24 protein-coding genes are annotated in these 24,816 nt (G+C 61.8%); 17 read left to right on the top strand and 7 right to left on the bottom strand.

Features of this window, described 5'->3' with window-relative positions:
- Positions 1–63: 63 nt before the first annotated feature.
- Entirely contained in the window at positions 64–1,410 is a 1,347-nt protein-coding gene (locus P7C00_RS07265) for a spinster family MFS transporter (RefSeq protein ID WP_404938462.1), read from the bottom strand.
- Positions 1,411–1,737: 327 nt separating this feature from the next.
- On the opposite strand from P7C00_RS07265, the gene P7C00_RS07260 reads away from it, so the two are divergent.
- Together P7C00_RS07260 and P7C00_RS07255 are read left to right on the top strand one after the other, a co-directional pair.
- Positions 1,738–2,106 carry a YkgJ family cysteine cluster protein gene (locus P7C00_RS07260; RefSeq protein ID WP_346635015.1) on the top strand — a complete coding sequence of 123 codons (369 nt, stop codon included), beginning with the start codon at positions 1,738–1,740 and terminating at the stop codon, positions 2,104–2,106.
- A gap of 142 nt (positions 2,107–2,248) precedes the next feature.
- Positions 2,249–4,525 carry a putative bifunctional diguanylate cyclase/phosphodiesterase gene (locus P7C00_RS07255; RefSeq protein WP_404938460.1) on the top strand — a complete coding sequence of 759 codons (2,277 nt, stop codon included), beginning with the start codon at positions 2,249–2,251 and terminating at the stop codon, positions 4,523–4,525.
- On the opposite strand, the gene P7C00_RS07250 is transcribed toward P7C00_RS07255, so the two are convergent.
- A complete protein-coding gene (locus P7C00_RS07250; RefSeq protein WP_346635017.1) occupies positions 4,416–5,312 on the bottom strand; it encodes an NAD(P)-dependent oxidoreductase in 897 nt (298 codons plus the stop codon). The two genes, P7C00_RS07255 and P7C00_RS07250, sit on opposite strands and share 110 nt — an antisense overlap.
- Before the next feature lie 198 nt (positions 5,313–5,510).
- Between P7C00_RS07250 and P7C00_RS07245 the strand changes: the two genes are divergently transcribed.
- A complete protein-coding gene (locus tag P7C00_RS07245; protein WP_346635018.1) occupies positions 5,511–7,694 on the top strand; it encodes a hypothetical protein in 2,184 nt (727 codons plus the stop codon).
- A gap of 254 nt (positions 7,695–7,948) precedes the next feature.
- On the opposite strand, the gene P7C00_RS07240 is transcribed toward P7C00_RS07245, so the two are convergent.
- Entirely contained in the window at positions 7,949–8,254 is a 306-nt protein-coding gene (locus P7C00_RS07240) for a DUF2288 domain-containing protein (protein WP_102878633.1), read from the bottom strand.
- A 338-nt stretch (positions 8,255–8,592) separates the two neighbouring features.
- Between P7C00_RS07240 and P7C00_RS07235 the strand changes: the two genes are divergently transcribed.
- From P7C00_RS07235 to P7C00_RS07195, 9 genes are all read left to right on the top strand, one after another.
- On the top strand, positions 8,593–9,720 hold the full coding sequence (locus P7C00_RS07235; RefSeq protein WP_346635839.1) for a branched-chain amino acid ABC transporter substrate-binding protein: 1,128 nt from the start codon (positions 8,593–8,595) through the stop codon (positions 9,718–9,720).
- Positions 9,721–9,950: 230 nt separating this feature from the next.
- On the top strand, positions 9,951–10,874 hold the full coding sequence (livH, locus tag P7C00_RS07230; RefSeq protein ID WP_346635840.1) for a high-affinity branched-chain amino acid ABC transporter permease LivH: 924 nt from the start codon (positions 9,951–9,953) through the stop codon (positions 10,872–10,874).
- Positions 10,871–12,127, top strand: coding sequence for a high-affinity branched-chain amino acid ABC transporter permease LivM (locus tag P7C00_RS07225; protein ID WP_346635841.1), 1,257 nt, complete (start codon positions 10,871–10,873; stop codon positions 12,125–12,127). Before livH ends, P7C00_RS07225 begins: the two co-directional genes overlap by 4 nt.
- A complete protein-coding gene (gene livG, locus P7C00_RS07220) occupies positions 12,124–12,891 on the top strand; it encodes a high-affinity branched-chain amino acid ABC transporter ATP-binding protein LivG (protein WP_060837861.1) in 768 nt (255 codons plus the stop codon). Before P7C00_RS07225 ends, livG begins: the two co-directional genes overlap by 4 nt.
- Complete coding sequence (locus P7C00_RS07215; protein ID WP_123727752.1) at positions 12,892–13,593, top strand: ABC transporter ATP-binding protein; 702 nt, start codon at positions 12,892–12,894, stop codon at positions 13,591–13,593.
- A 153-nt stretch (positions 13,594–13,746) separates the two neighbouring features.
- The gene (locus P7C00_RS07210) at positions 13,747–14,049 is read left to right on the top strand and encodes a DUF2282 domain-containing protein (protein WP_346635842.1); all 303 of its coding nucleotides are present in this window, start codon (positions 13,747–13,749) and stop codon (positions 14,047–14,049) included.
- Positions 14,050–14,074: 25 nt separating this feature from the next.
- Positions 14,075–14,965, top strand: a complete 891-nt coding sequence (locus P7C00_RS07205) for a DUF692 domain-containing protein (protein ID WP_404938458.1) — start codon at positions 14,075–14,077, stop codon at positions 14,963–14,965.
- Positions 14,962–15,732 carry a DNA-binding domain-containing protein gene (locus tag P7C00_RS07200; RefSeq protein ID WP_346635844.1) on the top strand — a complete coding sequence of 257 codons (771 nt, stop codon included), beginning with the start codon at positions 14,962–14,964 and terminating at the stop codon, positions 15,730–15,732. The genes P7C00_RS07205 and P7C00_RS07200 overlap by 4 nt, the downstream gene beginning before the upstream one ends.
- Before the next feature lie 2 nt (positions 15,733–15,734).
- On the top strand, positions 15,735–16,241 hold the full coding sequence (locus tag P7C00_RS07195) for a DoxX family protein (RefSeq protein WP_404938456.1): 507 nt from the start codon (positions 15,735–15,737) through the stop codon (positions 16,239–16,241).
- A gap of 12 nt (positions 16,242–16,253) precedes the next feature.
- On the opposite strand, the gene P7C00_RS07190 is transcribed toward P7C00_RS07195, so the two are convergent.
- The gene (locus tag P7C00_RS07190; protein ID WP_346635846.1) at positions 16,254–17,162 is read right to left on the bottom strand and encodes a LysR family transcriptional regulator; all 909 of its coding nucleotides are present in this window, start codon (positions 17,160–17,162) and stop codon (positions 16,254–16,256) included.
- A 105-nt stretch (positions 17,163–17,267) separates the two neighbouring features.
- Here P7C00_RS07190 and P7C00_RS07185 point away from each other — a divergent pair, with 105 nt between their 5' ends.
- From P7C00_RS07185 to P7C00_RS07175, 3 genes are all read left to right on the top strand, one after another.
- Entirely contained in the window at positions 17,268–17,867 is a 600-nt protein-coding gene (locus P7C00_RS07185) for a short chain dehydrogenase (protein ID WP_346635847.1), read from the top strand.
- A gap of 173 nt (positions 17,868–18,040) precedes the next feature.
- Positions 18,041–18,718, top strand: coding sequence for a hypothetical protein (locus P7C00_RS07180; protein ID WP_346635926.1), 678 nt, complete (start codon positions 18,041–18,043; stop codon positions 18,716–18,718).
- Between the two features lie 112 nt (positions 18,719–18,830).
- Entirely contained in the window at positions 18,831–20,444 is a 1,614-nt protein-coding gene (locus tag P7C00_RS07175; RefSeq protein WP_404938454.1) for an NAD(P)/FAD-dependent oxidoreductase, read from the top strand.
- Positions 20,445–20,576: 132 nt separating this feature from the next.
- Here the strand turns inward: P7C00_RS07175 and P7C00_RS07170 are convergent, their stop codons facing one another.
- The gene (locus tag P7C00_RS07170; RefSeq protein WP_404938452.1) at positions 20,577–21,671 is read right to left on the bottom strand and encodes a PLP-dependent cysteine synthase family protein; all 1,095 of its coding nucleotides are present in this window, start codon (positions 21,669–21,671) and stop codon (positions 20,577–20,579) included.
- Between the two features lie 323 nt (positions 21,672–21,994).
- Between P7C00_RS07170 and nhaA the strand changes: the two genes are divergently transcribed.
- Positions 21,995–23,182 (top strand): Na+/H+ antiporter NhaA, encoded by a 1,188-nt coding sequence (gene nhaA / locus P7C00_RS07165; RefSeq protein WP_346635850.1) that lies wholly within the window; start codon positions 21,995–21,997, stop codon positions 23,180–23,182.
- A gap of 78 nt (positions 23,183–23,260) precedes the next feature.
- Here nhaA and P7C00_RS07160 read toward each other — a convergent pair whose 3' ends face one another.
- A complete protein-coding gene (locus P7C00_RS07160) occupies positions 23,261–23,725 on the bottom strand; it encodes a glycine zipper 2TM domain-containing protein (protein ID WP_025127763.1) in 465 nt (154 codons plus the stop codon).
- A gap of 174 nt (positions 23,726–23,899) precedes the next feature.
- Here P7C00_RS07160 and P7C00_RS07155 point away from each other — a divergent pair, with 174 nt between their 5' ends.
- Positions 23,900–24,136 carry a hypothetical protein gene (locus P7C00_RS07155; RefSeq protein WP_123727741.1) on the top strand — a complete coding sequence of 79 codons (237 nt, stop codon included), beginning with the start codon at positions 23,900–23,902 and terminating at the stop codon, positions 24,134–24,136.
- A 10-nt stretch (positions 24,137–24,146) separates the two neighbouring features.
- Here the strand turns inward: P7C00_RS07155 and pdxH are convergent, their stop codons facing one another.
- A complete protein-coding gene (gene pdxH / locus P7C00_RS07150; protein ID WP_346635851.1) occupies positions 24,147–24,794 on the bottom strand; it encodes a pyridoxamine 5'-phosphate oxidase in 648 nt (215 codons plus the stop codon).
- Positions 24,795–24,816: the final 22 nt, after the last annotated feature.

The raw sequence follows: 24,816 nt of genomic DNA, 5'->3' as shown, positions 1-24,816 counted from the left end.
TTGCCCGGCTCCAAGCGCTAAACAAAAGGCCCGCATCATGCGGGCCTTTTTTCATCTGCCAGATCAAACCGCCAACGCCGTCGCCGCAGGCTCGGCCAGTGCCAATCCCTCCTTCATGCGCTGGGCATCGCGCACAAAGCAACGCGCAGCCTGGAACAGAAACAGCAGGGTCAGGAATAACGCCACCGGAATCAGGTACATGGCGTCGTGCAGGCCGATGGCCTTGAATTCCTCGGTCATCAGCTCGGCACCGGCGGCATACATCGCCGAGTGGGCGAAGTGATCCGACAGCGCGCCGACCACCACCGGCCCCAATCCGCCGCCCAATAGATACAGACCGGCGAAAAACAAGGCCATGGCAGTGGCCCGCAAACGGGGTTCGACCACGTCCTGCAAGGCGGTATAGACGCAGGTGTAGAAGTTGTAGGCAAACAGCCAGCCGACACTGAACACCGCGACAAATACCCCGATCTCGACGCGCCCGGCATGCAACGCCCAGCCGGTGGCCAAGGTCGAAATGATCAGGCTGCAGGCCGCGAACAGCAGGCGGCCGTTGGCAATCCGCTGATGAATCTTGTCAGCGAACCAGCCGCCCAGGGTCAAACCCACCAACCCGGTCACACCGACAATCAGCCCCGTCGCCATTGCCGCCTCCTGCAAGGGCATGAGGAAGTAACGCTGCAGCATCGGCACCAGGAACGAGTTGCAGGCGTAAGTGGCGAAGTTGAAGGTCAGCCCGGCCAGGGTCAGCCAGAGAAAGGTCGGAATCGCCAGCACCCGGCGAATCGGTCGGTCGATAGGCACCTGCGCCACCTTCACCGCTTCCGCCGCTCCGCGCTTGGGCTCCTTGATGAAGAACATGAACACCGCCAACACCAAGCCTGGCACCGCGGCGATAAAGAACGGCGCCCGCCAGCTGTCGAACGCCTTGACCATCGCCCCTATGGTGAAGAAGGCCAGCACCAGCCCCAGGGGCAGCCCGAGCATGAAGATGCCCATGGCCCGGGCCCTGCGGTGCGCAGGGAACAGGTCGCCGATCAGCGAGTTGGCCGCCGGTGCGTAGCTCGCCTCGCCAATGCCCACCCCCATGCGCACCAGCAGGAAACTCCAGAAACTGCCGACCATGCCGTTGACCGCAGTCAGCCCGCTCCACACCGCCAGGCCCCAGCCCATCAGCTTGCTCCGCGAGCCAGTATCGGCCAGGCGCCCGAGGGGCAGGCCGGCGATGGCATAGACGAGGGTAAAGGCGGTGCCGATGATCCCCAGCTGAAAGTCACTCAAGTGCCATTCCATGCGGATCGGCTCGATGATGATGGCGGGAATGGTGCGATCGAAGAAGTTGAACAGGTTTGCCAAAAACAACAGGAACAGAATGCGCCAGGCATTTGCCGCTTGAGTCGAATTATCCATGGGTCGATCTCTTTATTGTTATTCGGCCAGACGCGAGCGAGCCTGGAAGCTGCAATCTAGTCAGGCTGGGCGTAGCTGTCTGTGATCATTCGTCAGCCTGATATCAAACCATCGCATGCTGGCCCCGGCTGCGGCCTTCGAAGTCCTTGCGGCGCGGCGCGGCGAATCCGCCACAGCCCGCGGTACCCGGGGCTTTCCCAGTCTTTTCAAGGGCTTGGCCAAGGCTGAAAAAATACCTTGCGCCCCCCCTTCCCAAGGCCGATGGGAAGCCTAGAATAGCCGCCTTGCCTGCCCCCCTTACCCTTCCCTCTCCCTTTGAATACGCCTATGTCCGAAGCCAGTCCGTGTCTGAATTGCGGTGCCTGCTGTTCATACTTTCGTGTGTCTTTTTTCTGGGGCGAATGCGCCTCATCCGGCGGCACGGTCCCCGACGATCTGGTGCAGAGCATCAGTCCCACTCGGGTAGCCATGCTGGGCACCGACTGCAAGTCGCCGCGCTGCATCTCCCTTGAAGGCGAGGTCGGCCAGGGCGTGAGCTGCTCCATTTACGAGCAGCGCTCCAGCCCCTGCCGGGAGTTCGAAGCCTCCTGGGCCGACGGCCAGCACAACAGCGACTGCGACGCCGCCCGGGCCGCCTTCGGCCTGGCGCCCCTGGAACCCGTGGACCACGAACCCTGGTTCGAGAAAAGCGCTTAGCACCATTGGCGATAGGGCTCATAAGCAAATCATTAGAGCCAGATTGCCACCTCCCATTGCAGCCAACGGGTGCCCTCTATACTGCAAGCACTTGTTGGCGTGCGGGTCCGCCGACACCAGATGACTCAGAGATGGGCATGCTATGGATTGGCTGGGTCTGCATTTCATCACCGAGCTTCCAGATAACGGGCAAGTGGTTCTGCAATGCAGCCACAACCCGGTCCTGGTGCTGCTGGCTTACCTGGTGGCCTGTGCCGCCAGCTTCGCTACCCTGGATATGGCAGAACGTGTCAGCCACGTCGAGCAAGCAACCAGCCAACGCCTGTGGCGCTGGGTCGGTGCCTGCTGCCTGGCGGGCGGCATCTGGGCCATGCACTTCATCGCCATGCTGGCGTTCGAAGTGCCCCTGGAGATCCACTACGACCTGCCATTGACCCTGCTTTCCATGTTTATCGCCCTGGTCGCCGCCTGGCTGGCGATGAACATCCTGAGCCATATCGAGCTGCCGCTATGGCGCTACGGCGTGGCCTCGGTGTGGATCGGCCTGGGCATCTGCTGCATGCACTACGTGGGCATGGCCGCCATGCGTTCAAGCGCCAGCCTGTACTACCAGCCGCAGCTCATGGGGCTGTCGCTGCTGGTGGCGATCGGCTGCAGCCTGGCCGCGCTGCTGCTGTCCCGGCACCTGCGCGATGGCAGCGGGATGTTCCATCAACTGCTCAAGTACACCAGCAGCCTGGTGCTGGGGGGCGCCATCGTGCTGATGCATTTCACCGGCATCTGGTCCATGACCCTGGTGGTGCCTGCGGGCAGCCTGCCCACCTCCGTGGCACCCAACGGCCACATGCAACTGGGTCTGACCCTCAGCGTGATCACCCTCCTGATCATCGCCAGCGGTATCAGTGCAGCCCTGGCGGACAAGAAATTGCAGCACAAGGAACGCGACCTGCGCCGGGTCAACGCCCTGCTCTCGCAACTGGACCAGGCCCGGGTCTCTCTGCAGCAGGTGGCTCATTACGACGCCCTGACCAACCTGATCAATCGCCGTGGCTTCAACCAGCTGTTCGCAGAAAAACTCATGGAGAAAAACACCTTCGGCGGCATGCTGGCGGTGATGTTCCTCGACATCGACCACTTCAAGCGAATCAACGACAGCCTGGGCCACGATGCCGGCGACGAGTTGCTCAAGGTCATCGCCGGACACATCAAGAGCTCCACCCGCAGCCATGAAGACGTGGTAGCACGCCTGGGTGGCGATGAATTCTGCATTCTCATCAACCTCTATGAGCGCGATGAGGCACGGCACATGGCCCAGCGCATCATGCAGAAGATGAAGGAACCGATCGAACTGGGGGGCCGGCGCATGGTGATGACCACCAGCATCGGCATCAGTGTCTTCCCCGACGACGGCAAGACGTGCGAGGAGTTGCTGAAGAACGCCGACCTGGCGCTCTATCAGTCCAAGGATGCCGGGCGCAACAGCCTGCACTTCTTCAGTTCCAAGCTGAAGACTCGCGCCACCCTGGAGCTGCAACTGGAAGAAGAGTTGCGTAATGCCCTGCGCGACGATCAAGGGCTGCTGCTGTATTACCAGCCGATCTACGACCTCAAGCTGCGCAAGGTCACCAAGCTCGAAGCCCTGATCCGCTGGCAACATCCCCAGCACGGACTGCTGCCCCCGGATCGCTTCATCGAAATTGCCGAAACCAACGGCATGATCGCCGAGCTGGACAATTGGGTATTGCGCAAGGCTTGCGAGGACCTGGCCTACCTGTCCCAAAACGGCGGTGGCGAGCTGAAGATCGCGGTCAACTGCTCGGCCCTGAACCTGACCCGTGAAACCTTGGCCGGGGAAATCGAAACCGCCCTGCGAGAAGCCCAGGTAGCCCCGCAACGCCTGGAACTGGAGGTCACGGAAAACGCCCTGATGGGCAACATCGCCAGCACCCTGGCGCTGCTCAACCAGATCCGCGGCCTGGGCGTATCGCTGTCGATCGACGACTTCGGCACCGGTTACTCATCCCTGGCCTACCTCAAGCGCCTGCCGCTCAATACCCTGAAGATCGATCGCTCGTTCATCCAGGACATCCCCAAGTCGACCCAGGACAGGGAGATAGTCCAGGCAATCATCGTCATGGCCCACACCCTGCACCTGCAAGTGGTCACCGAAGGGGTCGAGACCCTGGAGCAGCAGCAGTTCCTCGAACACTACGGCTGCGACTACCTGCAGGGCTACCTGCTCAGTCGCCCAGTGCCGCTGCAGGACCTGAGCCGGGTACTGGATGAACTGAACCAGCGCCACGATGGGCTCAATCCGCGGATGCCGGGTCTCGATAGAGGCGAACCAGGGTCGCCGGGTCCTGCTCCAGATAGCCCTGGCCACCATGCAGACGCATCAACTGCGCAGCTAATCCGCTGATCGGCGTAGCCGAACCCTGTTCCCGGGAAAACTTCACCGCCCCGTCCAGATCCTTGAGCAGGGTCCGCACATGCCATTTCACCGGTTCGAAACGACTCTCGGCCATCTGCGGGGCCAGGATCTGCAACGGTTTGGAGTCGGCGAAACCGCCGGCCAGGGCCTCGGCAATCAATCGTGCATCCACGCCGGAACGCTCCGCCAGGGCCACCACTTCGGCAATCACCAGGGCATTGCAGGCGACAATCATCTGGTTGCAGGCCTTGGTGACCTGACCAGCACCCACAGCGCCCATGTGCGTCACCCGCTGCCCCAGGGCCAGCAACACCGGGCGAACCCGTTCGATATCCGCCGCCTCGCCACCCACCATGATCGCCAGGCTGCCGGACTCGGCGCCGGGGGTTCCACCGGAAACCGGGGCATCGACCCAGGCCATGCCGGTGTCGCGGGCCAGCGCCGCAGCCATCTCCCGGGTGGCGGTGGGTTCCAGGCTGGACAGGTCCAGCAGCAGTTGCCCGTCCCGGGCGCCCTGGGCGATGCCATCGGCAGCAAACACCACCTCGCGCACCACCTCGGTGTTGGCCAGGCACAGCAGCAGCAGATCCGCGTGCTCGCAGAGCTGCGCCGGTGTGGCCACTTGTCGCGCCCCGGCAGCCACCAGGGGCGCGCATTTCTCCGGGTTGCGGTTCCACACCGTCAGCCCATAGCCCGCAGCCAGCAGGCGCCGGCACATGGGCAGCCCCATCAGGCCGATCCCGGCAAACCCGAGTGAAGGTAACGCTGACATCATATTGCCCTCATTTGATTAAAGATCATCGAATACTGGCCGATTCATCATGATTCAGGAAAGGATTCCCCCGAGCGACGCTCAGAAAATACCCTGACGCCTTGGGCAAAATTCGCGCTCCACGCAGCGGCGAGGTCCCATTCCGTGATGGTTCGCTGACACCTCGTCCTCGAGCCAACCAGACCAGGCATATGGCGCACAATGACTTCTAAAAACAATCCTGCCAACGCAGTCTCCGAGATGACGCTGACCTCCCCCACATCAAGCCACTCAGATACGAAGCCATTGTCCAGTTCACGCCCCCTGTCGACCCAGCAGTACCTGTATTTCACCGAAACCAACACCGACCGCATCCTCGACAACCTCGATGGCCTGCGCGACTCCGTGTTCCCGCGCCCGCCGCACCTGGAAGACGAGCAGGAAAATCGCCGCGACCAGGAATTCCCGTCGGTGTGCCTGATCGGCCTGGGTCGCTGCGGCTCCAACATTGCCCTGGACGTGGCGGAGCTGGTGTACAACGCCCGCAAGTTCTACCTCAACGAATTCAACAACGAAGACAAGTCCTACGAAGGCGGTGGCTACAGCCCCGGCCAGTGGATCCGCCAGAACCTGCGCCTGGGCCAGAACAAAGCCAGCAAACCGGTATTCCTGGTGGAGCCTTTGGTGATGCTCGGCGACCTGGACAAGGACATCGCCGGACGCATCCGCTTCTCGCGCAAGGGCGAAAAGAGCGGCTTCATCCGCGACTACAGCAAAATGAAGATCATGGACCTCTCGGAAGTCCACGCCGGTGGCGCCGGTAACGCGCCGATCCTTGGCCAGTACCTGGCCAAGATCATCCTCAACAAGGACACCCAGCGCTTCTCCAGCCCCGACTGGAAAATGATCCACTCGTACCTGATCGATTCCTGCGGGATCAAGGCCAACCAGTCGCGCCTGTACTTCTCGATCTTCAGCGCCGGCGGCGGTACCGGTTCGGGCATGGCCTCGGAGTTCGGCCTGGCCCAGCAGTACTCGTACATGAACAAGACCTTCGACACCAAGCCGATGGACGAGCACGACAGCAAGAGCGGGCACTCCTTCGTCTTCGAGCCGATCTTCACCAGCGGCATCTGCGTGCTGCCGAACATTTCGGACCATCGCAGCGAAATGTCCGAGGCGCTGCACATCAACGCCGGCCGCCTGCTGTGCAAATACCTTTCGGAAGAGTGGGACTTCTCCTACAACTTCGACAATGAAGACAGCAGTGAAGCCAGCGTCATGGGGCGTATCCGCCCATGGAACGCGATGATGCTGATCTCCAACGACATCATGCGCTACGCCGAAGAAAGCGATGACGGCAACATCCAGAACATTGACGTCAACGCCATGGAGAAGCACGCCAACCAGTACATCTCCCAACAGATCTTCAACATCCTCACCGCTCAGGCAGTGACCACCGACTACGACCAGAACTACTTCCGTCGGGCCGGCATCGACATCGGCGAGACCATCCGCCTGGACGCCAACGACCTGTTCATGAGCCTGGCGGGCCCGGTGGCGATCGCCTACGCCGAATCCGTGGTGCCGGAGCAACCGGTGCCCACCGGCGACAAGTTCAAGGTGTTCGAGAAAGAGCCGCAGCGCCTGAACATCGACGACCTGTTCTTCCGCTCCATCGACCTGCCGCACTTCAACAAGGTGACCCAGGCCATCGAAGGCATCAGCCTGCTGCCTATCGAGTCCAAGCGCTATCGCGCAGCCCTGGAGCAGTACAAGGCCTCGGGTTATGACGCTGCGGCGCTGCACGACCTGCACTTCTTCAAGAACTGCTCGTCGGTGGTCTCGATCGTGTCCTTGCCCAAGGACTACAAGCTGTCCTACATGGACCTGAACCGGCTCAAGACCCACCTCAACAGCCTGTTCCCCAACACCACCCTCAAGCGCTACGCGTTGGTGATCGGCGCCTCGGCCAACCTGTCGCTGACCACCCTGATCGCCAAGAGCCCGTGCCTGTCGGATGACTTCCTGACCCTGATCGTGGCCTTTATCAAGCGTTGCTTTGCGCGCAATCCGTACCGCTTCGACGACACCCTGGACAACTCGGTGCTGGATTTCATCGTCAGCGACCAGTTCGACGAAGACCGCATCGACGATCTGCTCAACGAATTCGAGAACCCGGCGAAGATCCTCGACACCAACTGGTACGCGATCAAGCCGATGTACGAGAAGAAATACCGCGAGCTGATCAACGACAAGGACAAGTTCGTCTCGATCAACGACATCCGTCTGTCGCGCGATTGCGTGAAGAAGGCCATCAAGTACCTGCGCGAGATCTACCGTCACCGCATCGGCAAGACTCGGGTCATCTCCCTCAATAGCCACACGGGCAAGACGGCCTATTAAGAAGAGCTTCGCCGGCGAGCCGGCTCCTGCAAGGTGCAGGAGCCGGCTCGCCGGCGAAGGGTCAATTTGCTTACACCACGAAACAATTAAGCAGCTCGTCGGACGGGCTTGAAACTGTGCCCCTTCCGTGAACGTCACCTTGGCTGAAACCCTTGTGGGGCCTTTCTCCACGGCAAGATGCCATCACTGGATTCACGGTTACTCGGCTACACACTTTTGTCCGACAAAACAGCGCACCAAATCGGCGCACACCTTCAGCGCGACGCCCTCTCCTGGGTCAGAATCCAGGGTGAGACCACCACTGCCCACAACTGCGGATCACGCTCCAACAGATCGGACGCCCGCGTCGCAGACAGCTTTTCAACCTTCCCTTCGGCCAGCCAGGCCGCGACTTTTTGCGCCTGATTCTCCGCCACCGCCTGGGCCGCCTCGATCAGATCCAGGTCGGCATCGACCCACAATAGGGCGCCCTTGGCAAAGAACGGCTCCAGTTCCTTCCAGCTGATAGATGCGGTCTCACCAAGCAGCTTGGCATAGAGGGTGCTAGGTTCTTGAGTCATGGGACTGTCCAGAAATGAAATCGGCGCAATCATAACGTCGGTGCTCTGGCAGAAAAACCCAGAAGCAAACGCGTCACCGATCGAGAAGCTCAGAAGCGCCAGGGACTGACGCCGAACCGGGCGCAAGCCACGCCGCAAATCTGTCTTTTTCTTTCAATTAAGCGACACTCCGCGTTTTTGCCCCCAGCCGCCAGCTTTTCAAGCGAACAACCGGCGCTCTACACTGTACCGGTACAGTTGCCAGGGGCATTTCCGACGGATATCGCGATATATCTGATTCGGTTCTGCGACCAAGGCCGCCGGAACTATAAAAATTACAACAGTAAGAGTGGAGCACTATGAATAAGGCTACTAAGCAGATTTCCAAACTGTTTGCCGCTATGGTCCTGGCCGGGGTTGCCAGCCATTCGTTCGCAGCTGACACCATCAAGATCGGTATCGCCGGCCCCAAGACCGGCCCTGTAGCCCAATACGGCGACATGCAGTTCAGTGGCGCCAAAATGGCCATCGAACAGATCAACGCCAAGGGCGGCGTCAACGGCAAGAAGCTCGAAGCCGTTGAATACGATGACGCCTGTGATCCAAAACAAGCCGTGGCGGTGGCCAACAAAGTGGTCAACGATGGCGTCAAGTTCGTGGTCGGCCACCTGTGCTCCAGCTCCACTCAACCCGCTTCCGACATCTACGAAGACGAAGGCGTGATCATGATCACCCCGGCTGCCACCAGCCCGGACATCACCGCCCGTGGTTACAAAATGGTGTTCCGCACCATCGGCCTGGACAGCGCCCAAGGCCCCGCCGCCGGTAACTACATCGCCGACCACGTGAAGCCAAAAGTCGTGGCCGTACTCCACGACAAACAGCAGTACGGTGAAGGCATCGCCACTGCCGTGAAGCAGACCCTGGAGAAGAAAAACACCAAGGTTGCCGTGTTCGAAGGCATCAACGCCGGCGACAAGGACTTCTCTTCGCTGATCGCCAAGCTCAAGCAAGCCAACGTCGACTTTGTCTACTACGGCGGCTACCACCCGGAGCTGGGCCTGATCCTGCGCCAATCCCAGGAAAAAGGCCTGAAGGCCAAGTTCATGGGTCCGGAAGGCGTGGGTAACGACTCCATCTCGCAGATCGCCAAGGACGCGTCCGAAGGCCTGCTGGTCACCCTGCCCAAATCCTTCGATCAGGACCCGGCCAACGTCGCCCTGGCTGACGCATTCAAGGCCAAGAAAGAAGACCCGAGCGGTCCTTTCGTATTCCCTTCCTACTCCGCCGTTGAAGTTATCGCGGGTGCCATCACCAACGCCAAGAGCGAAGACGCGGCCAAGGTGGCTGAAGCCATCCACGCCGGCACCTTCAAGACCCCCACTGGCGACCTGAGCTTCGACGCCAAGGGCGACTTGAAAGACTTCAAATTCGTGGTCTACGAGTGGCACTTCGGCAAACCTAAAACCGAAGTCTCTCCTCAGTAAGGCGTGCCCTGACTGACTGCCAATAAAGCCCACGGCTCGCCGTGGGCTTTGTTTTACGAATGTATGGGCCTGTGTTCCGTGATCCGGAATCCCGCCCACCTGAAAATCTCAAAACCGTCATCAGCGGTTCGCTGGCAAAACCCAGCCCGAAGTGGGTGCAGATCCACGGGGCCTGGGCGGGAAAATGACTCCACCAGTGAAATGCGTATCAGGTTTTTAGGAGCGTTGTAATGCCTGACATCTATCACTTTTTCCAACAGCTGGTTAACGGTCTCACCGTTGGCAGCACGTATGCCCTGATCGCCATCGGCTATACGATGGTTTACGGCATCATTGGAATGATCAACTTCGCCCACGGCGAGGTGTACATGATCGGCTCCTATGTGGCGTTCATCGCCATCGCCGGGCTGGCCATGATGGGACTCGACAGCGTCCCGCTGTTGATGACCGCAGCCTTTATCGCGAGCATCGTCGTCACCAGTGCCTACGGCTACAGCATCGAACGGATCGCCTACCGCCCCTTGCGTGGCAGTAACCGCCTGATCCCGCTGATCTCCGCCATCGGCATGTCGATCTTCCTGCAGAACACCGTTCTGCTGGCGCAAGACTCCAAGGACAAATCCATCCCTAACCTGATCCCGGGCAACATCTCCATCGGGCCAGGTGGCGCACATGAAGTGCTGATTTCCTACATGCAGATCGTGGTATTCGTGGTGACTCTAGTCGCCATGCTCGGCCTGACGCTGTTCATCTCCCGTTCTCGCCTGGGTCGCGCCTGCCGTGCCTGCGCCGAGGACATCAAGATGGCCAACCTCCTGGGGATCAATACCAACAACATCATCGCCCTGACCTTCGTGATCGGCGCCGCACTGGCGGCCATCGCCGCCGTGCTGCTGAGCATGCAATACGGTGTGATCAACCCCAACGCCGGTTTCCTGGTGGGCTTGAAGGCCTTCACCGCGGCGGTCTTGGGCGGCATCGGCAGCATTCCGGGCGCGATGCTCGGCGGGCTGGTGCTGGGGGTGGCTGAAGCCTTTGGTGCCGACGTGTTCGGCGACCAGTACAAGGACGTTGTGGCATTCGGCCTGTTGGTTCTGGTGCTGTTGTTCCGTCCGACCGGCATTCTGGGCCGTCCGGAGGTTGAGAAAGTATGACTAGGAATCTTAAATCGGCGCTGTTCAGCGCCCTGTTGGTCTGGGCCGTCGCCTACCCGGTGCTGGGCCTGAAACTGACCATCGTCGGCATCAACCTGGAAGTCCACAACACCAGCCCGACCATCCTCGCCACCATCGCGCTGTGCTCGGTGCTGATGTTCCTGCGGGTGCTGTTCCATAGCCAGATCAGCGCCGCCTGGAAGTCTTCTCCCAGCATGCCGCTGATTCCGGCCAAGGCCAGCAACTTCCTGACCCTGCCCAGCACCCAGCGCTGGATCATCCTGGCGTTGATCCTCGGCGCTCTGGTCTGGCCGTTCTTCGGCTCTCGCGGCGCGGTGGACATTGCCACGCTGATCCTGATCTACGTGATGCTGGGCCTGGGCCTGAACATCGTCGTCGGTCTGGCCGGCCTGCTGGACCTGGGTTACGTGGGCTTCTACGCCGTCGGCGCCTACAGCTACGCGCTGCTGTCGCACTACTTCGGCCTGAGCTTCTGGATCTGCCTGCCGATCGCCGGCCTGATGGCGGCCACCTTCGGCTTCCTGCTGGGCTTCCCGGTGCTGCGCCTGCGAGGTGACTACCTGGCAATCGTGACCCTGGGCTTTGGTGAAATCATCCGTCTGCTGCTGCGCAACATGACCGATCTCACTGGTGGTCCGAACGGCATCAGCAACATCGAGAAGCCGACCTTCTTCGGCCTGACCTTCGAGCGCAAGGCAGCGGAAGGCCTGCAGACCTTCCACGAGTTCTTCGGCCTGCAGTACAACTCGATCAACAAGGTGATCTTCCTCTACCTGGTGGCCCTGTTGCTGGCGCTGGCGGCGCTGTTCGTCATCAACCGCCTGCTGCGCATGCCTATCGGTCGTGCCTGGGAAGCTCTGCGTGAAGACGAGATTGCCTGCCGCGCCCTGGGCCTGAACCCCACCGTGATCAAGCTCTCGGCCTTTACCCTGGGCGCCGCGTTCGCCGGTTTCGCCGGCAGCTTCTTCGCCGCGCGCCAAGGCCTGGTAACCCCGGAGTCCTTCACCTTCATCGAGTCGGCGATCATCCTCGCCATCGTCGTGCTGGGTGGCATGGGCTCGCAGTTGGGTGTGATCCTGGCGGCAATCGTGATGATCCTCTTGCCTGAAATGATGCGTGAATTCAGCGAATACCGGATGTTGATGTTCGGCGCCATGATGGTGCTGATGATGATCTGGCGTCCTCAAGGTCTGCTGCCCATGCAACGTCCTCACATGGAGCTGCGCAAATGAGCCGTGAGATCCTCAAAGTAACGGGCCTGTCGATGCGCTTCGGCGGCCTGCTGGCGGTCAACGGTGTGGCCCTGACCGTCAAGGAAAAACAAGTGGTGGCATTGATCGGCCCGAACGGGGCCGGCAAGACCACGGTGTTCAACTGCCTGACCGGTTTCTACCAGCCAAGCGCCGGCAGCATCCTCCTGGACGGTGAGCCGATCGAAGGCCTGCCGGGCCACAAGATCGCCCGCAAGGGCGTGGTGCGAACCTTCCAGAACGTACGGCTGTTCAAGGACATGACCGCGGTCGAGAACCTGTTGATCGCCCAGCACCGTCACCTGAACACCAACTTCCTGGCCGGTCTGTTCAAGACCCCGGCGTTCCGCAAGAGCGAGCGCGAAGCCATGGAGTACGCCGGCTACTGGCTGGACAAGGTCAACCTGCGGGAGTTTGCCAACCGTCCCGCCGGCACCCTGGCCTACGGTCAGCAACGGCGTCTGGAAATCGCCCGCTGCATGATGACCCGCCCGCGAATTCTCATGCTCGACGAGCCGGCCGCCGGCCTCAACCCCAAGGAAACCGAGGACCTCAAAGCGCTGATCAGCGTGTTGCGCGAGGAGCACAACGTCACGGTGCTGCTGATCGAGCACGACATGAAGCTGGTCATGAGCATTTCCGACCATATCGTCGTGATCAACCAGGGCACCCCCTTGGCCGACGGTACGCCGGAACAGATCCGCGACAATCCCGAAGTGATCAAAGCCTACCTGGGGGAAGCGTAAATGCTGCAGTTCGAAAACGTTTCCACCTACTACGGCAAGATCCAGGCGTTGCACAGCGTCAACGTCGAGATCCGCCAGGGCGAAATCGTCACCCTGATCGGCGCCAACGGTGCCGGCAAATCCACCCTCTTGATGACCCTCTGCGGCTCGCCACAGGCTCACAGCGGCAGCATCCGTTACCTGGGTGAAGAGCTGGTGGGACAAAGCTCGGCGCAGATCATGCGCAAGAGCATTGCCGTGGTGCCGGAAGGCCGCCGGGTATTCGCCCGCCTGACCGTGGAAGAGAACCTCGCCATGGGCGGCTTCTTCACCGACAAGGGCGACTACCAGGAGCAGATGGACAAGGTCCTGGAGCTGTTCCCACGGCTCAAGGAGCGCTTCACTCAGCGCGGCGGCACCATGTCCGGCGGCGAGCAGCAGATGCTCGCCATCGGCCGTGCGCTGATGAGCAAGCCCAAGCTGCTTCTGCTGGACGAACCGTCCCTGGGCCTGGCGCCGATCATCATCCAGCAGATCTTCGACATCATCGAACAGCTGCGCCGCGACGGCGTGACGGTGTTCCTGGTGGAGCAGAACGCCAACCAGGCATTGAAGATCGCCGACCGCGCCTATGTGCTGGAGAATGGCCGGGTGGTGATGCAAGGTACCGGCGAGTCGCTGCTGACCGATCCGAAGGTGCGTGAAGCCTACCTGGGCGGCTAAGCACCTGCGTCAATGAAAACGGCCCTTCGGGGCCGTTTTTTTTATCCCGGAATAAAAAACTGTCCCCACCTGTAACGAATGCCGATGAGCCTTCTCTAGAGGGGTAAGCAAGCACGAATGCTTCCTTAACCCACCCCGATCTGGAGAAACACCATGAGCAACACTCGCACCCTGTCCGCTACCGCCCTGGTCCTGGCTCTGGGCTCCGCCCTGAGCATCGCTGCCGTCTCCACCACCGCCCAGGCGGCCGGCGACATGGAGAAATGCTTCGGCGTGGCCATGAAGGGCAAGAACGACTGTGCCGCGGGCGCCGGCACCACCTGCGCCGGGACCTCCAAGCTCAATGACCAGGCCAACGCCTGGAAACTGGTGCCAAAAGGCACTTGCGAAAAAACCGCCAGCAGCACCTCGCCCACCGGTTTCGGCCAGCTCGAAGCCTTCAAAGCCAAGTCCTGATCCCGCGCCTGCCTGAGTGTCGATGATGAACACAACCCTGATCCAGCGTCCCCGCCACGACATTCAGGCGTCCGCCTCGTGCCTGCCGCCCCGTGCAGGCCTGGGGCTCAAGAGCGAACACTTCAAGGATGTCCTCGAACAGCGACCCGATGTCGGTTTTTTCGAGGTGCACGCCGAGAACTACATGGTGGCGGGCGGGCCCTTCCATCATTACCTGGGGTTGATCCGCGAAGACTATTCGCTGTCGTTGCACGGTGTCGGCCTGTCCATTGGCGGCGAAGGGCCCCTGGACACCGAGCATCTGCAGCGCCTGGCGGTCTTGATCGAGCGCTATCAACCCCAGTCCTTTTCCGAACACCTGGCCTGGTCCAGCCACGGCCCGGTGTTTCTCAATGACCTGCTGCCCCTGGCCTACGACGTGCCGACCCTGCGGCGGGTCTGCGAACACATCGATCAGCTGCAGAACCATCTGGGGCGAACCATGCTGCTGGAGAATCCGGCCACCTACCTGCAATTCCAGCGCTCGACCCTGGACGAAACGGACTTCATCCAGGAGGTGATCCGGCGCAGCGGCTGCGGCCTGCTGCTGGACGTCAACAACCTCTACGTTTCCTGTATCAATCACCAACGCGATCCCCTGGCCTATCTGCAGGCACTGCCGCTGCACGCCGTGGGCGAGATTCATCTGGCCGGGTTCGCCGAAGACCGAGACAACCTCGGTGACCGTCTGTTGATCGACGATCACGGCGCTCCGGTGGACCAGGAAGTCTGGGCCCTGTATCGGCAAACGCTGAAGAGGATCGGCCCCATGGCCACCCTGATCGAGCGGGACAATCAGGTGCCGAGCCTGGCGACCCTGGTGGTCGAGGCCGATCAGGCCCAGGCGTTGCTGCAGCGTGCCCGGGTGCAGCCATGAGCAGCCAAGCCGCCTTTGCCAACGCCCTGCTGAGCAGCGAGGCGATCTGTCCTGCGGGGCTGTGCAGCAGCAACGGCGCCGATCCGGCCAGCCGCTTCGCGGTCTATCGCAACAATGTGCAGAGCTCGTTGATCAACGCCCTTTCGGCGACCTACCCGGTGGTGGCGCAACTGGTGGGCCAGGCCTTCTTCGACGCCATGGCCCGTCACTATGTGCAGGACTTCGCGCCCCACAGCCCCTTGCTCAGCGACTACGGCCAGGACCTGGGCGACTTTATCCAGGGCTTTGCTCCCGCCGCCGCCCTGCCCTATCTGGCCGATGTGGCGCGCCTGGAACGGCTGCGGGTCGAGGCCTATCACGCCGCCGACGCACGCCCCCTGGACCCGGCGCACCTGGCGGCGGCGATGAGCCGGCCAGACAGCCTCGGGCAGGTGCGCCTGCTGTTGCATCCGTCGCTGCGCACCCTGCACTCACACTTCGCCGTCGTCAGCTTGTGGGCCGCTCACCAGAGCGAGGCGGCGTGGCCTGCGTTCGACCTGTATCAGGGCCAGTACGCCCTGGTGCTGCGCAATGCCCTGGAGGTGGAGGTCATCGCGCTGGACGCCGGCAGCGCCACCTTCATCGACAGTCTGCACAACCACTGGCCGCTGGAAATCGCTGCCGCCTATGCCCTGGATGCCCAAGCCGATTTCGACCTGGGCCAGTGCCTGGGCCTGCTGCTGGGCCACGGCGCCGTTATCGACCTGCAACCTCACCAAAAGGCTTGACCATGAACACCCAGAATCCTGCCCCCGTTAGTGGACTGCTGAACCGAATCATTCAAGGGTTCGAGCGTATTCCCTACAGCCTGATTGCCTTTATCGCGCGGTTCTCCATCGCCGCGGTGTTCTGGAAATCCGGCCAGACCAAGGTCGAGGGGCTGGCCATCGACCTGATCGACGGCACCTTCCAGCTGGGCTGGCCGCGTCTGGCGGATTCGACCATTCCCCTGTTCCAGAGCGAATACCACGTGCCGCTACTGACGCCGGAAGTAGCGGCGCACCTGGCGGCCTTTGCCGAGCATTGTTTCCCGATGCTGATCCTGCTGGGCCTGGCCACGCGCTTTTCCGCCCTGGCGCTGCTGGGGATGACCCTGACCATCCAGTTGTTCGTCTACCCGGATGCCTACCCGACCCACGGCACCTGGGCGGCCATCCTTCTACTGCTGACGGCCAAAGGCCCGGGCGTGTTCTCTCTCGATCAACTGCTCGCCCGTCGCTATCGCCGCGCGCTGTAACGACGAGCGGCCCTAGAGGCGATCCAGGGCCTCGCCGCTGCGGCGGAACCAGTCCATCAGGTAATCGGCCAACACCTGGGTACGCTTGGGCAGGCCGCCCTGATAGGGATGCACCAGATACATCGGCATGCTGCGGGTCTGGTAATCCCGCAGCAGCCAGCGCAGGCGACCGTCGGCCAGATCGCTGTGCAGCACATAGGAAGGCAGCCGGGCGATGCCTGCTCCCGCCAGGGCGGCTTTCTTCAGCAGGTTGTAGTGGTTGCTGGCGAAGGGCCCGCTGACGCGCACTCGCAACAGCTCGTGGCGCTGGTGATACAACCATTCCTCCCGTCCGCTGTAATGACTGTTGAGCAGACAGCGATGTTCGGCCAGCTCCCGGGGAGTCTGCGGCTCGCCGTATTGCTCAAGGTAAGCCGGGCTGGCACAGGTCATCTCATGCCAGGCCAGCAGCGGCCGGGCGACCAGGCGCTGATCATTGGCCACCTCCGAACGCACCGCCAGGTCAAACCCCTCCCGGGCCAGGTCGCGGTAACTGTTGCTCAGGTCCAGCTCGATCTGCACCTGGGGGTAGTGCCGGGAGAACTCCAGCAGCAGGCCATCGAAAAAGGTCTCTCCCAGGGACACCGGAACCGTCAGGCGCACCGGGCCGGCCATATCGTCCTTGAGCCGGGCCAGGGCCTGATGGGCCCGCTCCACTTGGACCACCAGCGCCTGGGCCTGAGGCAGAAGCGCCGCGCCGGCGGCGGTCAGGTCCAGGCGACGGGTAGTACGTTGCAGCAGTACCACGGCGTAGCGGGCTTCCAGGGCGCTGATGCGCTTGGACAACTGACCCTTGCTGCACCCCAGTTGCTGGGCAGCCAGGGTAAAGCTGCCCGCCTCCACCAATACTGCAAATGCCGCCAGGTCATCCATCTCGCTCACGGATTGTTTCCATTTGAAAACCAAAGGTTGCCTATTAGCGCGTTAATCCACAAAAAAAACCACTCTAGACTGCAACCTCGTCCCCCCCCCTTTGAGGAACAGCCCATGAAAATTCTCTTGATCGGTGCCAACGGCACCATTGGCTCGGCGGTAGACCGGGAACTGTCCCAGCGTCACGAAGTGATCCGTATCGGCCGCACCAGCGGTGACTTCCAGGTGGATATCAGCGACAGCCAGTCGATCCGCGCGCTGTTCGAAAAGACCGGGCGCTTCGATGCGCTGGTGTGCGCCGCCGGTAACGTCACCTTCGCACCGCTGGGGGAAATGACCGCCGAGCACTTCAGCCTGGGCCTCAAGGACAAACTGATGGGCCAGGTCAACCTGCTGCTGATCGGCCGCGAATACGCCAACGACGGCGCCTCCTTCACCTTCACCACCGGCGTGCTGAGCCACGACCCGATCCGCAGCGGCGCCTCGGCCGCCCTGGTCAACGGCGCCATCGACAGCTTCGTGCGGGCCGCCGCCATCGAGCTGCCCCGGGGCCTGCGAGTCAACTCCATCAGCCCCAACGTGCTGCAGGAAGCCATGGGCAGCTACGCCCCCTACTTCCGCGGCTTCAAGCCGGTGCCGGCGGCCGACGTGGCCCTGGCCTACGCCAAGAGCGTGGAAGGCCTGCAGACCGGCCAGACCTACCACGTCGGCTGATCCGGCTTGTGTAGGGCTCGCCAGCGAAGGCGTCCTCCCGAACCACACAAGGCTTCAGGGCCTCTTCGCCGGCAAGCCGGCTCCTACGGTTGATGGCGCTGCCGCGTTCAATCCGGGGTTGTGGTGACCGGGCGGGCTGCGTAACGTGTCGGCTTCCGCTTGGAGGCCCAATGATGCGCACCGCCCGTTCACTGCTTTGTTTCGCCCTGTTGCCGCTGTTTGCCGGCTGCCAGATGTTGCCGATGTTCAACTCACAACCCGAGGCGCCATCCATGGCCGGGCTGACCCGGATGCAGGGGGAACTCAGTGCGGCAGACGGCAAGTTGCTGTTCAAGCCCTGCACCGAAGATCGCCGTTATGTGGTCCGCGACGGCGGCGATACCAGTGTGCTGCAAGAGGCCGCTACCCTGGCTGAGAAACAGGGCAAGCTGTTCGCCGACCTGCGAGGCAAGTTTTCCGCCAGCGGCAGTAGCGACGGGCAGTTGAACCTGCGCCAGCTGTATCGCATCGAACGTTCCGGCAGTGCCTGCAACGACCCGAATTTCCAGCGTCTGATCCTGCGGGCCGGCAGCAAGAACCCGGCCTGGAATGTCGATGTCAGTGCCAAGGGCATGATGATCGAGCGCGCCGGCCAACCAACCCTGGCCCTGCCCTATCTGGAAGAGCAACTGGGCGACGGTCGTTTCAACCTCACCAGCGAGGCCAATCACCAGCGCGTGGAGCTTTGGGTCGCACCGCAACGCTGCGTCGACCCCGTTACCGGCAGCGTCCAGCACCTGAGCGCCGAGCTGCGGGTGGATGGTCAGGTCCAGCGCGGTTGCGGCTATTTCGGCGGCTCGCGCAACGACTGATTCGACGAGCAGCGGTTTTAGCCTCACGGCGACGGTGGATTGCGGCTTATAATCGCCGGTTTGTGCAAAGCAAGCCGGCGCACTGTTGCGCACCGCCTACCCGGATCCTGTCATGTTACGAATCACCGAACTCAAGTTGCCGATCGACCATCCCGATGAAGACCTGCGCGCCGCTATCGTGCAGCGCTTGGGGATCGCCAGCGATGACCTGCTCGATTTCACCTTGTTCAAACGCAGCTACGATGCGCGCAAGAAGTCTTCCGAGCTGTGCTTCATCTACACCATCGACCTCAACGTGCGCGACGAAGCGGCGCTGCTGCTCAAGTTCGCCGACGACCGTAACGTCAACCCGGCGCCGGATGTCAGCTACAAGGTGGTGGGCCAGGCTCCGGCAGACCTGAACGAACGACCGATCGTGGTGGGTTTCGGCCCTTGCGGCATCTTTGCCGGCCTGTTGCTGGCCCAGATGGGCTTCAAGCCGATCGTCCTCGAGCGCGGCAAGGAAGTGCGCCAGCGCACCAAGGACACCTGGGGCCTGTGGCGTAAAAGCGTGCTCAACCCCGAGTCCAACGTGCAGTTCGGCGAAGGCGGCGCCGGGACCTTCTCCGACGGCAAGCTCTACAGCCAGATCAAGGACCCGCAACACCACGGCCGCAAGGTGCTCCACGAGTTCGTCAAGGCCGGTGCGCCGGACGAAATCCTCTACGTCAGCAAGCCGCACATCGGCACCTTCCGCCTCACCGGCGTGGTGGAAAACATGCGCCAGCAGATCATCGCCCTGGGCGGTGAGGTGCGCTTCGAGCAGCGGGTCACCGACGTGCTGATCGAAGACGGCCAACTGCGGGGCGTGGAACTGGCCAGCGGCGAACAACTGCACTCCCGGCACGTGATCCTGGCCCTGGGCCACAGCGCCCGCGACACCTTCCGCATGCTCCACAGCCGTGGCGTGTACATGGAAGCCAAGCCGTTCTCGGTGGGCTTCCGTATCGAACACCCGCAATCGCTGATCGACAGCGCGCGCCTGGGCAAGTACGCCGGCCACCCGAAACTCGGCGCCGCCGACTACAAGCTGGTGCACCACGCCAAGAACGGCCGTTCGGTCTACAGCTTCTGCATGTGCCCGGGCGGCACCGTGGTCGCGGCCACCTCCGAGCCGAACCGGGTGGTGACCAACGGCATGAGCCAGTACTCGCGCAACGAGCGCAATGCCAACTCGGGCATCGTGGTAGGCATCACTCCTGAAGTGGACTACCCGGGCGGCCCATTGGCGGGCATCGAACTCCAGGAACGCCTGGAGTCCCACGCCTTTGTCCTGGGTGGCAGCAACTATCAGGCTCCGGCGCAGCTGGTGGGCGACTTCATCGCCGGCAAACCCACTACCGCTCTGGGCAGCGTCGAGCCGTCCTACAAGCCGGGGGTGAGCCTGGGCGATCTGGCCCCGGCCCTGCCGGACTTTGCCATCGAAGCCATTCGCGAAGCCTTGCCGGCCTTCGAGCGGCAGATCAAGGGCTACTCCCTGCACGACGCGGTGTTGACCGGGATCGAGACCCGCACCTCATCGCCGCTGCGTATCACTCGTGACGCATCGATGCAGAGCCTGAATGTGAAGGGGTTGTATCCAGCCGGTGAAGGCGCCGGTTATGCCGGGGGGATTCTTTCCGCCGGTGTGGACGGGATTCGCATTGCCGAAGCCGTGGCCCGGGACATCCTCGGGATTCAGGCCTGACGGACGGGCCCTTTCGCCGGCAAGCCGGCTCCTACCGTCTACCGTAGGAGCTGGCTTGCCAGCGAAGGCGTCATCCAGAACAACGCACGGCTCAAGGGCCCCTTCGCCGGCAAGCCGGCTCCTACGACAGGTTCAGATGCCGGCGCGCAATACGCTGGCGGGTAGTGCCTCGCCACGTTCGACACTGGCCGCTACCGAATCGATCAAGGCATCCAACTCATACCCCTGCTCCGCCAGCCACTGCTCATCGTAGTAAGTGGTCGCATAGCGCTCGCCACCGTCACAGAGAATCGCCACGATCGAACCCGTCTCGCCCGCGGCGGCCATCTGCTGCGCGGCCATCAATGCGCCGATCAGGTTGGTGCCGCTGGAACCGCCGACCCGGCGACCCAGGCGCTGGGCCAGGTAGTGCATGGCCGCCAGGGACAAGGCATCCGGCACCTTGACCATGGCGTCGATCACCTTGGGCAGGAAGGAAGCCTCGACCCGTGGCCGGCCAATGCCTTCAATCCGCGAACCGCAATCCAGACGCAAACTGGCATCGCCGCTCTGGTAGAAATCAAAGAACACCGAACGCTCGGCGTCGGCACACAGCACCCGGGTGCTGTGCTGGCGATAGCGCACGTAGCGGCCCAGGGTCGCAGTAGTGCCGCCGGTGCCCGGACTGGAGATCAGCCAGCTAGGCTCCGGGTAACGCTCGAAACGCAACTGCTGGAAGATCGACTCGGCGATGTTGTTGTTGGCCCGCCAGTCGGTGGCCCGCTCGGCGTAGGTGAACTGGTCCATGAAGTGGCCGCCGCTCTCCCGAGCCAGGCGCTCGGATTCGGCATAGATCTGTGTCGGGTCCTGCACCAGATGGCTCTTGCCGCCATAGAAGGCGATCTGCGCGATCTTTTCCTGGGAGGTAGTGGCTGGCATCACGGCAATGAAAGGCAGCCCCAGGAGACGGGCGAAATAGGCTTCGGAAATCGCCGTGGACCCACTGGAGGCCTCGATCACTGGCGCGCCGGGCTTGAGCCAGCCATTGCACAGGGCATAGAGAAATAACGAGCGGGCTAGGCGGTGCTTGAGGCTGCCGGTGGGATGGCTGGATTCATCCTTGAAATACAGTTCGATACCCGGCTGGCCTGGAAGCGCCAGCGGAATCAGATGGGTGTCGGCACTGCGCTGGAAGTCGGCTTCGATGATGCGGATGGCCTCACGGGCCCACTGGCGATTGTCGCTCATGTTCTATTCTCGTCGGATCGAACGCCGTACCGGCGCAAGAAAATGAAATGCACCCAGCTTAGGTGATCCGGGTTCGGCGCAATCAGGTGATTGTTCCCTGGAGGAAAACCATCTGTAAGCCCCTGGCGACGGACATGTTAGGAAATATCTCCAGCCCCTGACAGGTACAGCTGGTAAGCAATTGGAAACACAACTGCAAGGGAGCTTTTTCAGCAGGCCGCTTGCCTGCTACATATAACAAAAAAGAATATAACTTTTGTTTTAACAACTAACTGTACGGGTTAGGGTGTGCCACCTTTTTTAGATTTAGATGGAGAGCGACCTTGCCTCTGCGTAGCACTTTCACTCGTTTCTTTGCCATGGAAGCTGCCAGCGGTCTGTTATTGATCGCCGCTGCCATCCTGGCTCTCATCATCAACAACTCACCACTGTCCTGGCTGTACAACGGCTTGCTGGAAACCCCGGTAGTGGCCCAGATCGGTGCCTTGAAGATTGCCAAGCCGCTGTTGCTGTGGATCAACGACGGCCTGATGGCCCTGTTCTTCCTGCTGATCGGCCTTGAGGTCAAGCGCGAAGTCCTGGAAGGCCAGTTGTCCAAGCCTTCGCAGATCGTCCTGCCAGGCCTGGCAGCCATTGGCGGCATGCTGGTACCGGCCCTGATCTACTGGTTTCTCAACCGTGACAACCCGGCGGCACTCAATGGCTGGGCGATTCCGACGGCCACTGACATTGCCTTCGCCCTGGGGGTTCTGGCCCTGCTGGGCAAGCGTGTCCCCACGTCGCTGAAGCTGTTTCTGATGACCCTGGCGATCATCGATGACCTGGGAGCCATCGTGATCATCGCGATCTTCTACTCCGGCGCCCTGTCGACCCTGTCGCTGATGCTGGCGGCCGCCTGTATCGCTGCGTTGGTGGCGATGAACCGAATGGGGGTGGTGAAACTTGGGCCCTACATGATCATCGGCCTGATCCTCTGGGTCTGCGTGCTCAAGAGCGGGGTCCACGCGACGCTGGCCGGCGTGACCCTGGCCTTCTGTATTCCCCTGCGTACCCGCAATGCCGAACCCTCGCCGGCCCAGGCACTGGAACATGCACTGCATCCTTGGGTGGCGTTTGGCATCTTGCCGCTGTTCGCCTTCGCCAACGCCGGCTTGTCCCTGAGCGGCGTAACGCTTGAGAGCTTCACCCACCATGTACCTATGGGGATCGCCATCGGCCTGTTGCTGGGCAAGACCATCGGCGTGTTCGGCCTGAGTTGGCTGGCGATCAAGACCGGGCTCACCTCCCTGCCTGCCGGCGCCAACTGGGGACAGGTGCTCGGTGTGGCGATTCTGTGCGGGATCGGCTTCACCATGAGCCTGTTCGTCGGCTCCCTGGCCTTCGTGCCCGGTAGCAGCGAATACGCCGGCATGGACCGGATGGGGATTCTCACCGGCTCGTTGCTGGCCGCACTGATCGGTTATGCGGTTACCGCCGCCGCCAGCCGCAAGAACACGGCGCTGACCTCCTGATCAAGCAGGATCAGCCAGCCTGAAAACACAAAACCCCGACCAGTTGCCTGGTCGGGGTTTTGTTTTGTAGCAGAAATATCAGCGGGTAACGCGGCTGGTGCCGTTGACACTCATGATGCGCACGCGATCACCAACACGGAACACTTCGTTTTCCTGTACCTGCTGTACATAGGCACGCATGCTGCCGTCGTCTTCACGGACAGTGATCTCCACGCCCTGGGTACGGGTCAGACCTTCTTCAGTGGCCGAACCCAGCAGGCCACCAGCTACCGCACCGATCACCGCAGTGACGATGCTGCCACGGCCGCCGCCGATGGCGCTGCCGCCCACACCGCCGATGACAGCACCGGCAGCACCGCCGATCGGGGTCTTGGTACCTTCGATTTTCACTGGACGCAGGGACTCGATGGTGCCCATGCGTACGGTTTGCACACGACGCGCTTCATCACGGGAGTAAGAGTCACCGGTCAGGTTTGAGGCACAGCCGCCGAGCAACATTGCCATCGTGGTGAAAGACGCAACCAGCAAAACAGACTTACGCATAGGATCAACTCCAAAGGACAGATGGACATTAGACTCCGCAGCTTGACGCCTGTCACGGCGCAGCCCGGATAAAATTGGTTTCATTCAGCCAAAGTACAGACTGTATGAACGCTGAACCTTCTCAATACGGTAACGCCGGTTTCCAGCATAGCGCCACCGAGCAAAGGATTTTTCATGGATTACTTCATCATCATCGTGACCACCATCGCCGGCCTGTATTTTCACTGGTGGCTCTACGTGCGCATCAAGCGCTGGGTGGACCGGGACCTGGCCTTGTCCCTGGCCGGAACCGATGAACAGAAGAAGCAATTCATGCTGCAACAGCTGGCCGAGGCCCAACGCCAGAAAGTAAAACGCCGGGACCTGCCGCAATGGCTGGAAGCCGCCGCGGCCGGTTATCCCGGCGAGTGATCTGCGCGTTTCAGGGGGCCAAACGTTCCCGGCTCCACTGCCCCGCCTGCAGGCGATAGTTCAAACGGTCATGCAGACGGCTGGGACGCCCCTGCCAGAACTCGATGCGCTCGGGCAGCAGGCGATAACCACCCCAATGTTCCGGGCAATCGGGCTGGCTATCGCTGAAGCGCGCCTCAGTGGCCTTGAGCAACTCCTGCAACTGGTCGCGATCGGCGATCACCCGGCTTTGCGGTGAAGCCCAGGCCCCCAACCGACTCCCCAGAGGGCGCACCTGATAGTAGGCATCAGACTCCTGGGGAGTGACCTTGACCACCCTTCCTTCGATCCGAACCTGACGCTCCAGGGTCGGCCAGAAGAAGGTCATGGCGGCAAAAGGGCGCGCGGCCAGTTGCTCGCCCTTGGCGCTTTCGTAGTTGGTGAAGAAGGTGAAACCCTGTTCATCCAACCCCTTGAGCAACAAGATGCGGCAATGGGGACGACCGTCGGTATCGACAGTCGCCAGCGTCATGGCATTGGCCTCTACCGGTGGTTGCTCGGTTTTCACCGCATCGGCAAACCACTGGTGAAACAGCGCAAAAGGTTCGCCCGGGGCCTGGGCCTCGGACAAACCATCGCGGGTGTAATCCCGGCGCATATCAGCCAGAGACTGAGTCATGCCTGCTTCCTTATCCTTGAGA

It is taken from the genome of Pseudomonas sp. JDS08PS003, from assembly GCF_045013505.1.
Taxonomy (GTDB): Bacteria; Pseudomonadota; Gammaproteobacteria; order Pseudomonadales; family Pseudomonadaceae; genus Aquipseudomonas; species Aquipseudomonas protegens_B.
The sequence above is the reverse complement of the archived record's forward strand: the minus strand, read 5'-3'. Positions and strand labels throughout refer to the sequence as shown.

What these genes read in the sequence shown, in the direction of transcription:
- P7C00_RS07200 (WP_346635844.1), top strand. Translation starts at nt 14,962, where the DNA reads ATGAGCAGCCAAGCCGCCTTTGCCAACGCCCTGCTGAGCAGCGAGGCG.
- P7C00_RS07255 (WP_404938460.1), top strand. Translation starts at nt 2,249, where the DNA reads ATGGATTGGCTGGGTCTGCATTTCATCACCGAGCTTCCAGATAACGGG.
- P7C00_RS07240 (WP_102878633.1), bottom strand. Translation starts at nt 8,254, where the DNA reads ATGACTCAAGAACCTAGCACCCTCTATGCCAAGCTGCTTGGTGAGACC.
- P7C00_RS07175 (WP_404938454.1), top strand. Translation starts at nt 18,831, where the DNA reads ATGTTACGAATCACCGAACTCAAGTTGCCGATCGACCATCCCGATGAA.
- P7C00_RS07215 (WP_123727752.1), top strand. Translation starts at nt 12,892, where the DNA reads ATGCTGCAGTTCGAAAACGTTTCCACCTACTACGGCAAGATCCAGGCG.
- P7C00_RS07160 (WP_025127763.1), bottom strand. Translation starts at nt 23,725, where the DNA reads ATGCGTAAGTCTGTTTTGCTGGTTGCGTCTTTCACCACGATGGCAATG.
- pdxH (WP_346635851.1), bottom strand. Translation starts at nt 24,794, where the DNA reads ATGACTCAGTCTCTGGCTGATATGCGCCGGGATTACACCCGCGATGGT.
- P7C00_RS07265 (WP_404938462.1), bottom strand. Translation starts at nt 1,410, where the DNA reads ATGGATAATTCGACTCAAGCGGCAAATGCCTGGCGCATTCTGTTCCTG.
- P7C00_RS07250 (WP_346635017.1), bottom strand. Translation starts at nt 5,312, where the DNA reads ATGATGTCAGCGTTACCTTCACTCGGGTTTGCCGGGATCGGCCTGATG.
- P7C00_RS07170 (WP_404938452.1), bottom strand. Translation starts at nt 21,671, where the DNA reads ATGAGCGACAATCGCCAGTGGGCCCGTGAGGCCATCCGCATCATCGAA.
- P7C00_RS07210 (WP_346635842.1), top strand. Translation starts at nt 13,747, where the DNA reads ATGAGCAACACTCGCACCCTGTCCGCTACCGCCCTGGTCCTGGCTCTG.
- P7C00_RS07225 (WP_346635841.1), top strand. Translation starts at nt 10,871, where the DNA reads ATGACTAGGAATCTTAAATCGGCGCTGTTCAGCGCCCTGTTGGTCTGG.
- P7C00_RS07195 (WP_404938456.1), top strand. Translation starts at nt 15,735, where the DNA reads ATGAACACCCAGAATCCTGCCCCCGTTAGTGGACTGCTGAACCGAATC.
- P7C00_RS07185 (WP_346635847.1), top strand. Translation starts at nt 17,268, where the DNA reads ATGAAAATTCTCTTGATCGGTGCCAACGGCACCATTGGCTCGGCGGTA.
- livH (WP_346635840.1), top strand. Translation starts at nt 9,951, where the DNA reads ATGCCTGACATCTATCACTTTTTCCAACAGCTGGTTAACGGTCTCACC.
- P7C00_RS07260 (WP_346635015.1), top strand. Translation starts at nt 1,738, where the DNA reads ATGTCCGAAGCCAGTCCGTGTCTGAATTGCGGTGCCTGCTGTTCATAC.
- P7C00_RS07235 (WP_346635839.1), top strand. Translation starts at nt 8,593, where the DNA reads ATGAATAAGGCTACTAAGCAGATTTCCAAACTGTTTGCCGCTATGGTC.
- P7C00_RS07205 (WP_404938458.1), top strand. Translation starts at nt 14,075, where the DNA reads ATGAACACAACCCTGATCCAGCGTCCCCGCCACGACATTCAGGCGTCC.
- P7C00_RS07245 (WP_346635018.1), top strand. Translation starts at nt 5,511, where the DNA reads ATGACTTCTAAAAACAATCCTGCCAACGCAGTCTCCGAGATGACGCTG.
- livG (WP_060837861.1), top strand. Translation starts at nt 12,124, where the DNA reads ATGAGCCGTGAGATCCTCAAAGTAACGGGCCTGTCGATGCGCTTCGGC.
- P7C00_RS07155 (WP_123727741.1), top strand. Translation starts at nt 23,900, where the DNA reads ATGGATTACTTCATCATCATCGTGACCACCATCGCCGGCCTGTATTTT.
- P7C00_RS07180 (WP_346635926.1), top strand. Translation starts at nt 18,041, where the DNA reads ATGCGCACCGCCCGTTCACTGCTTTGTTTCGCCCTGTTGCCGCTGTTT.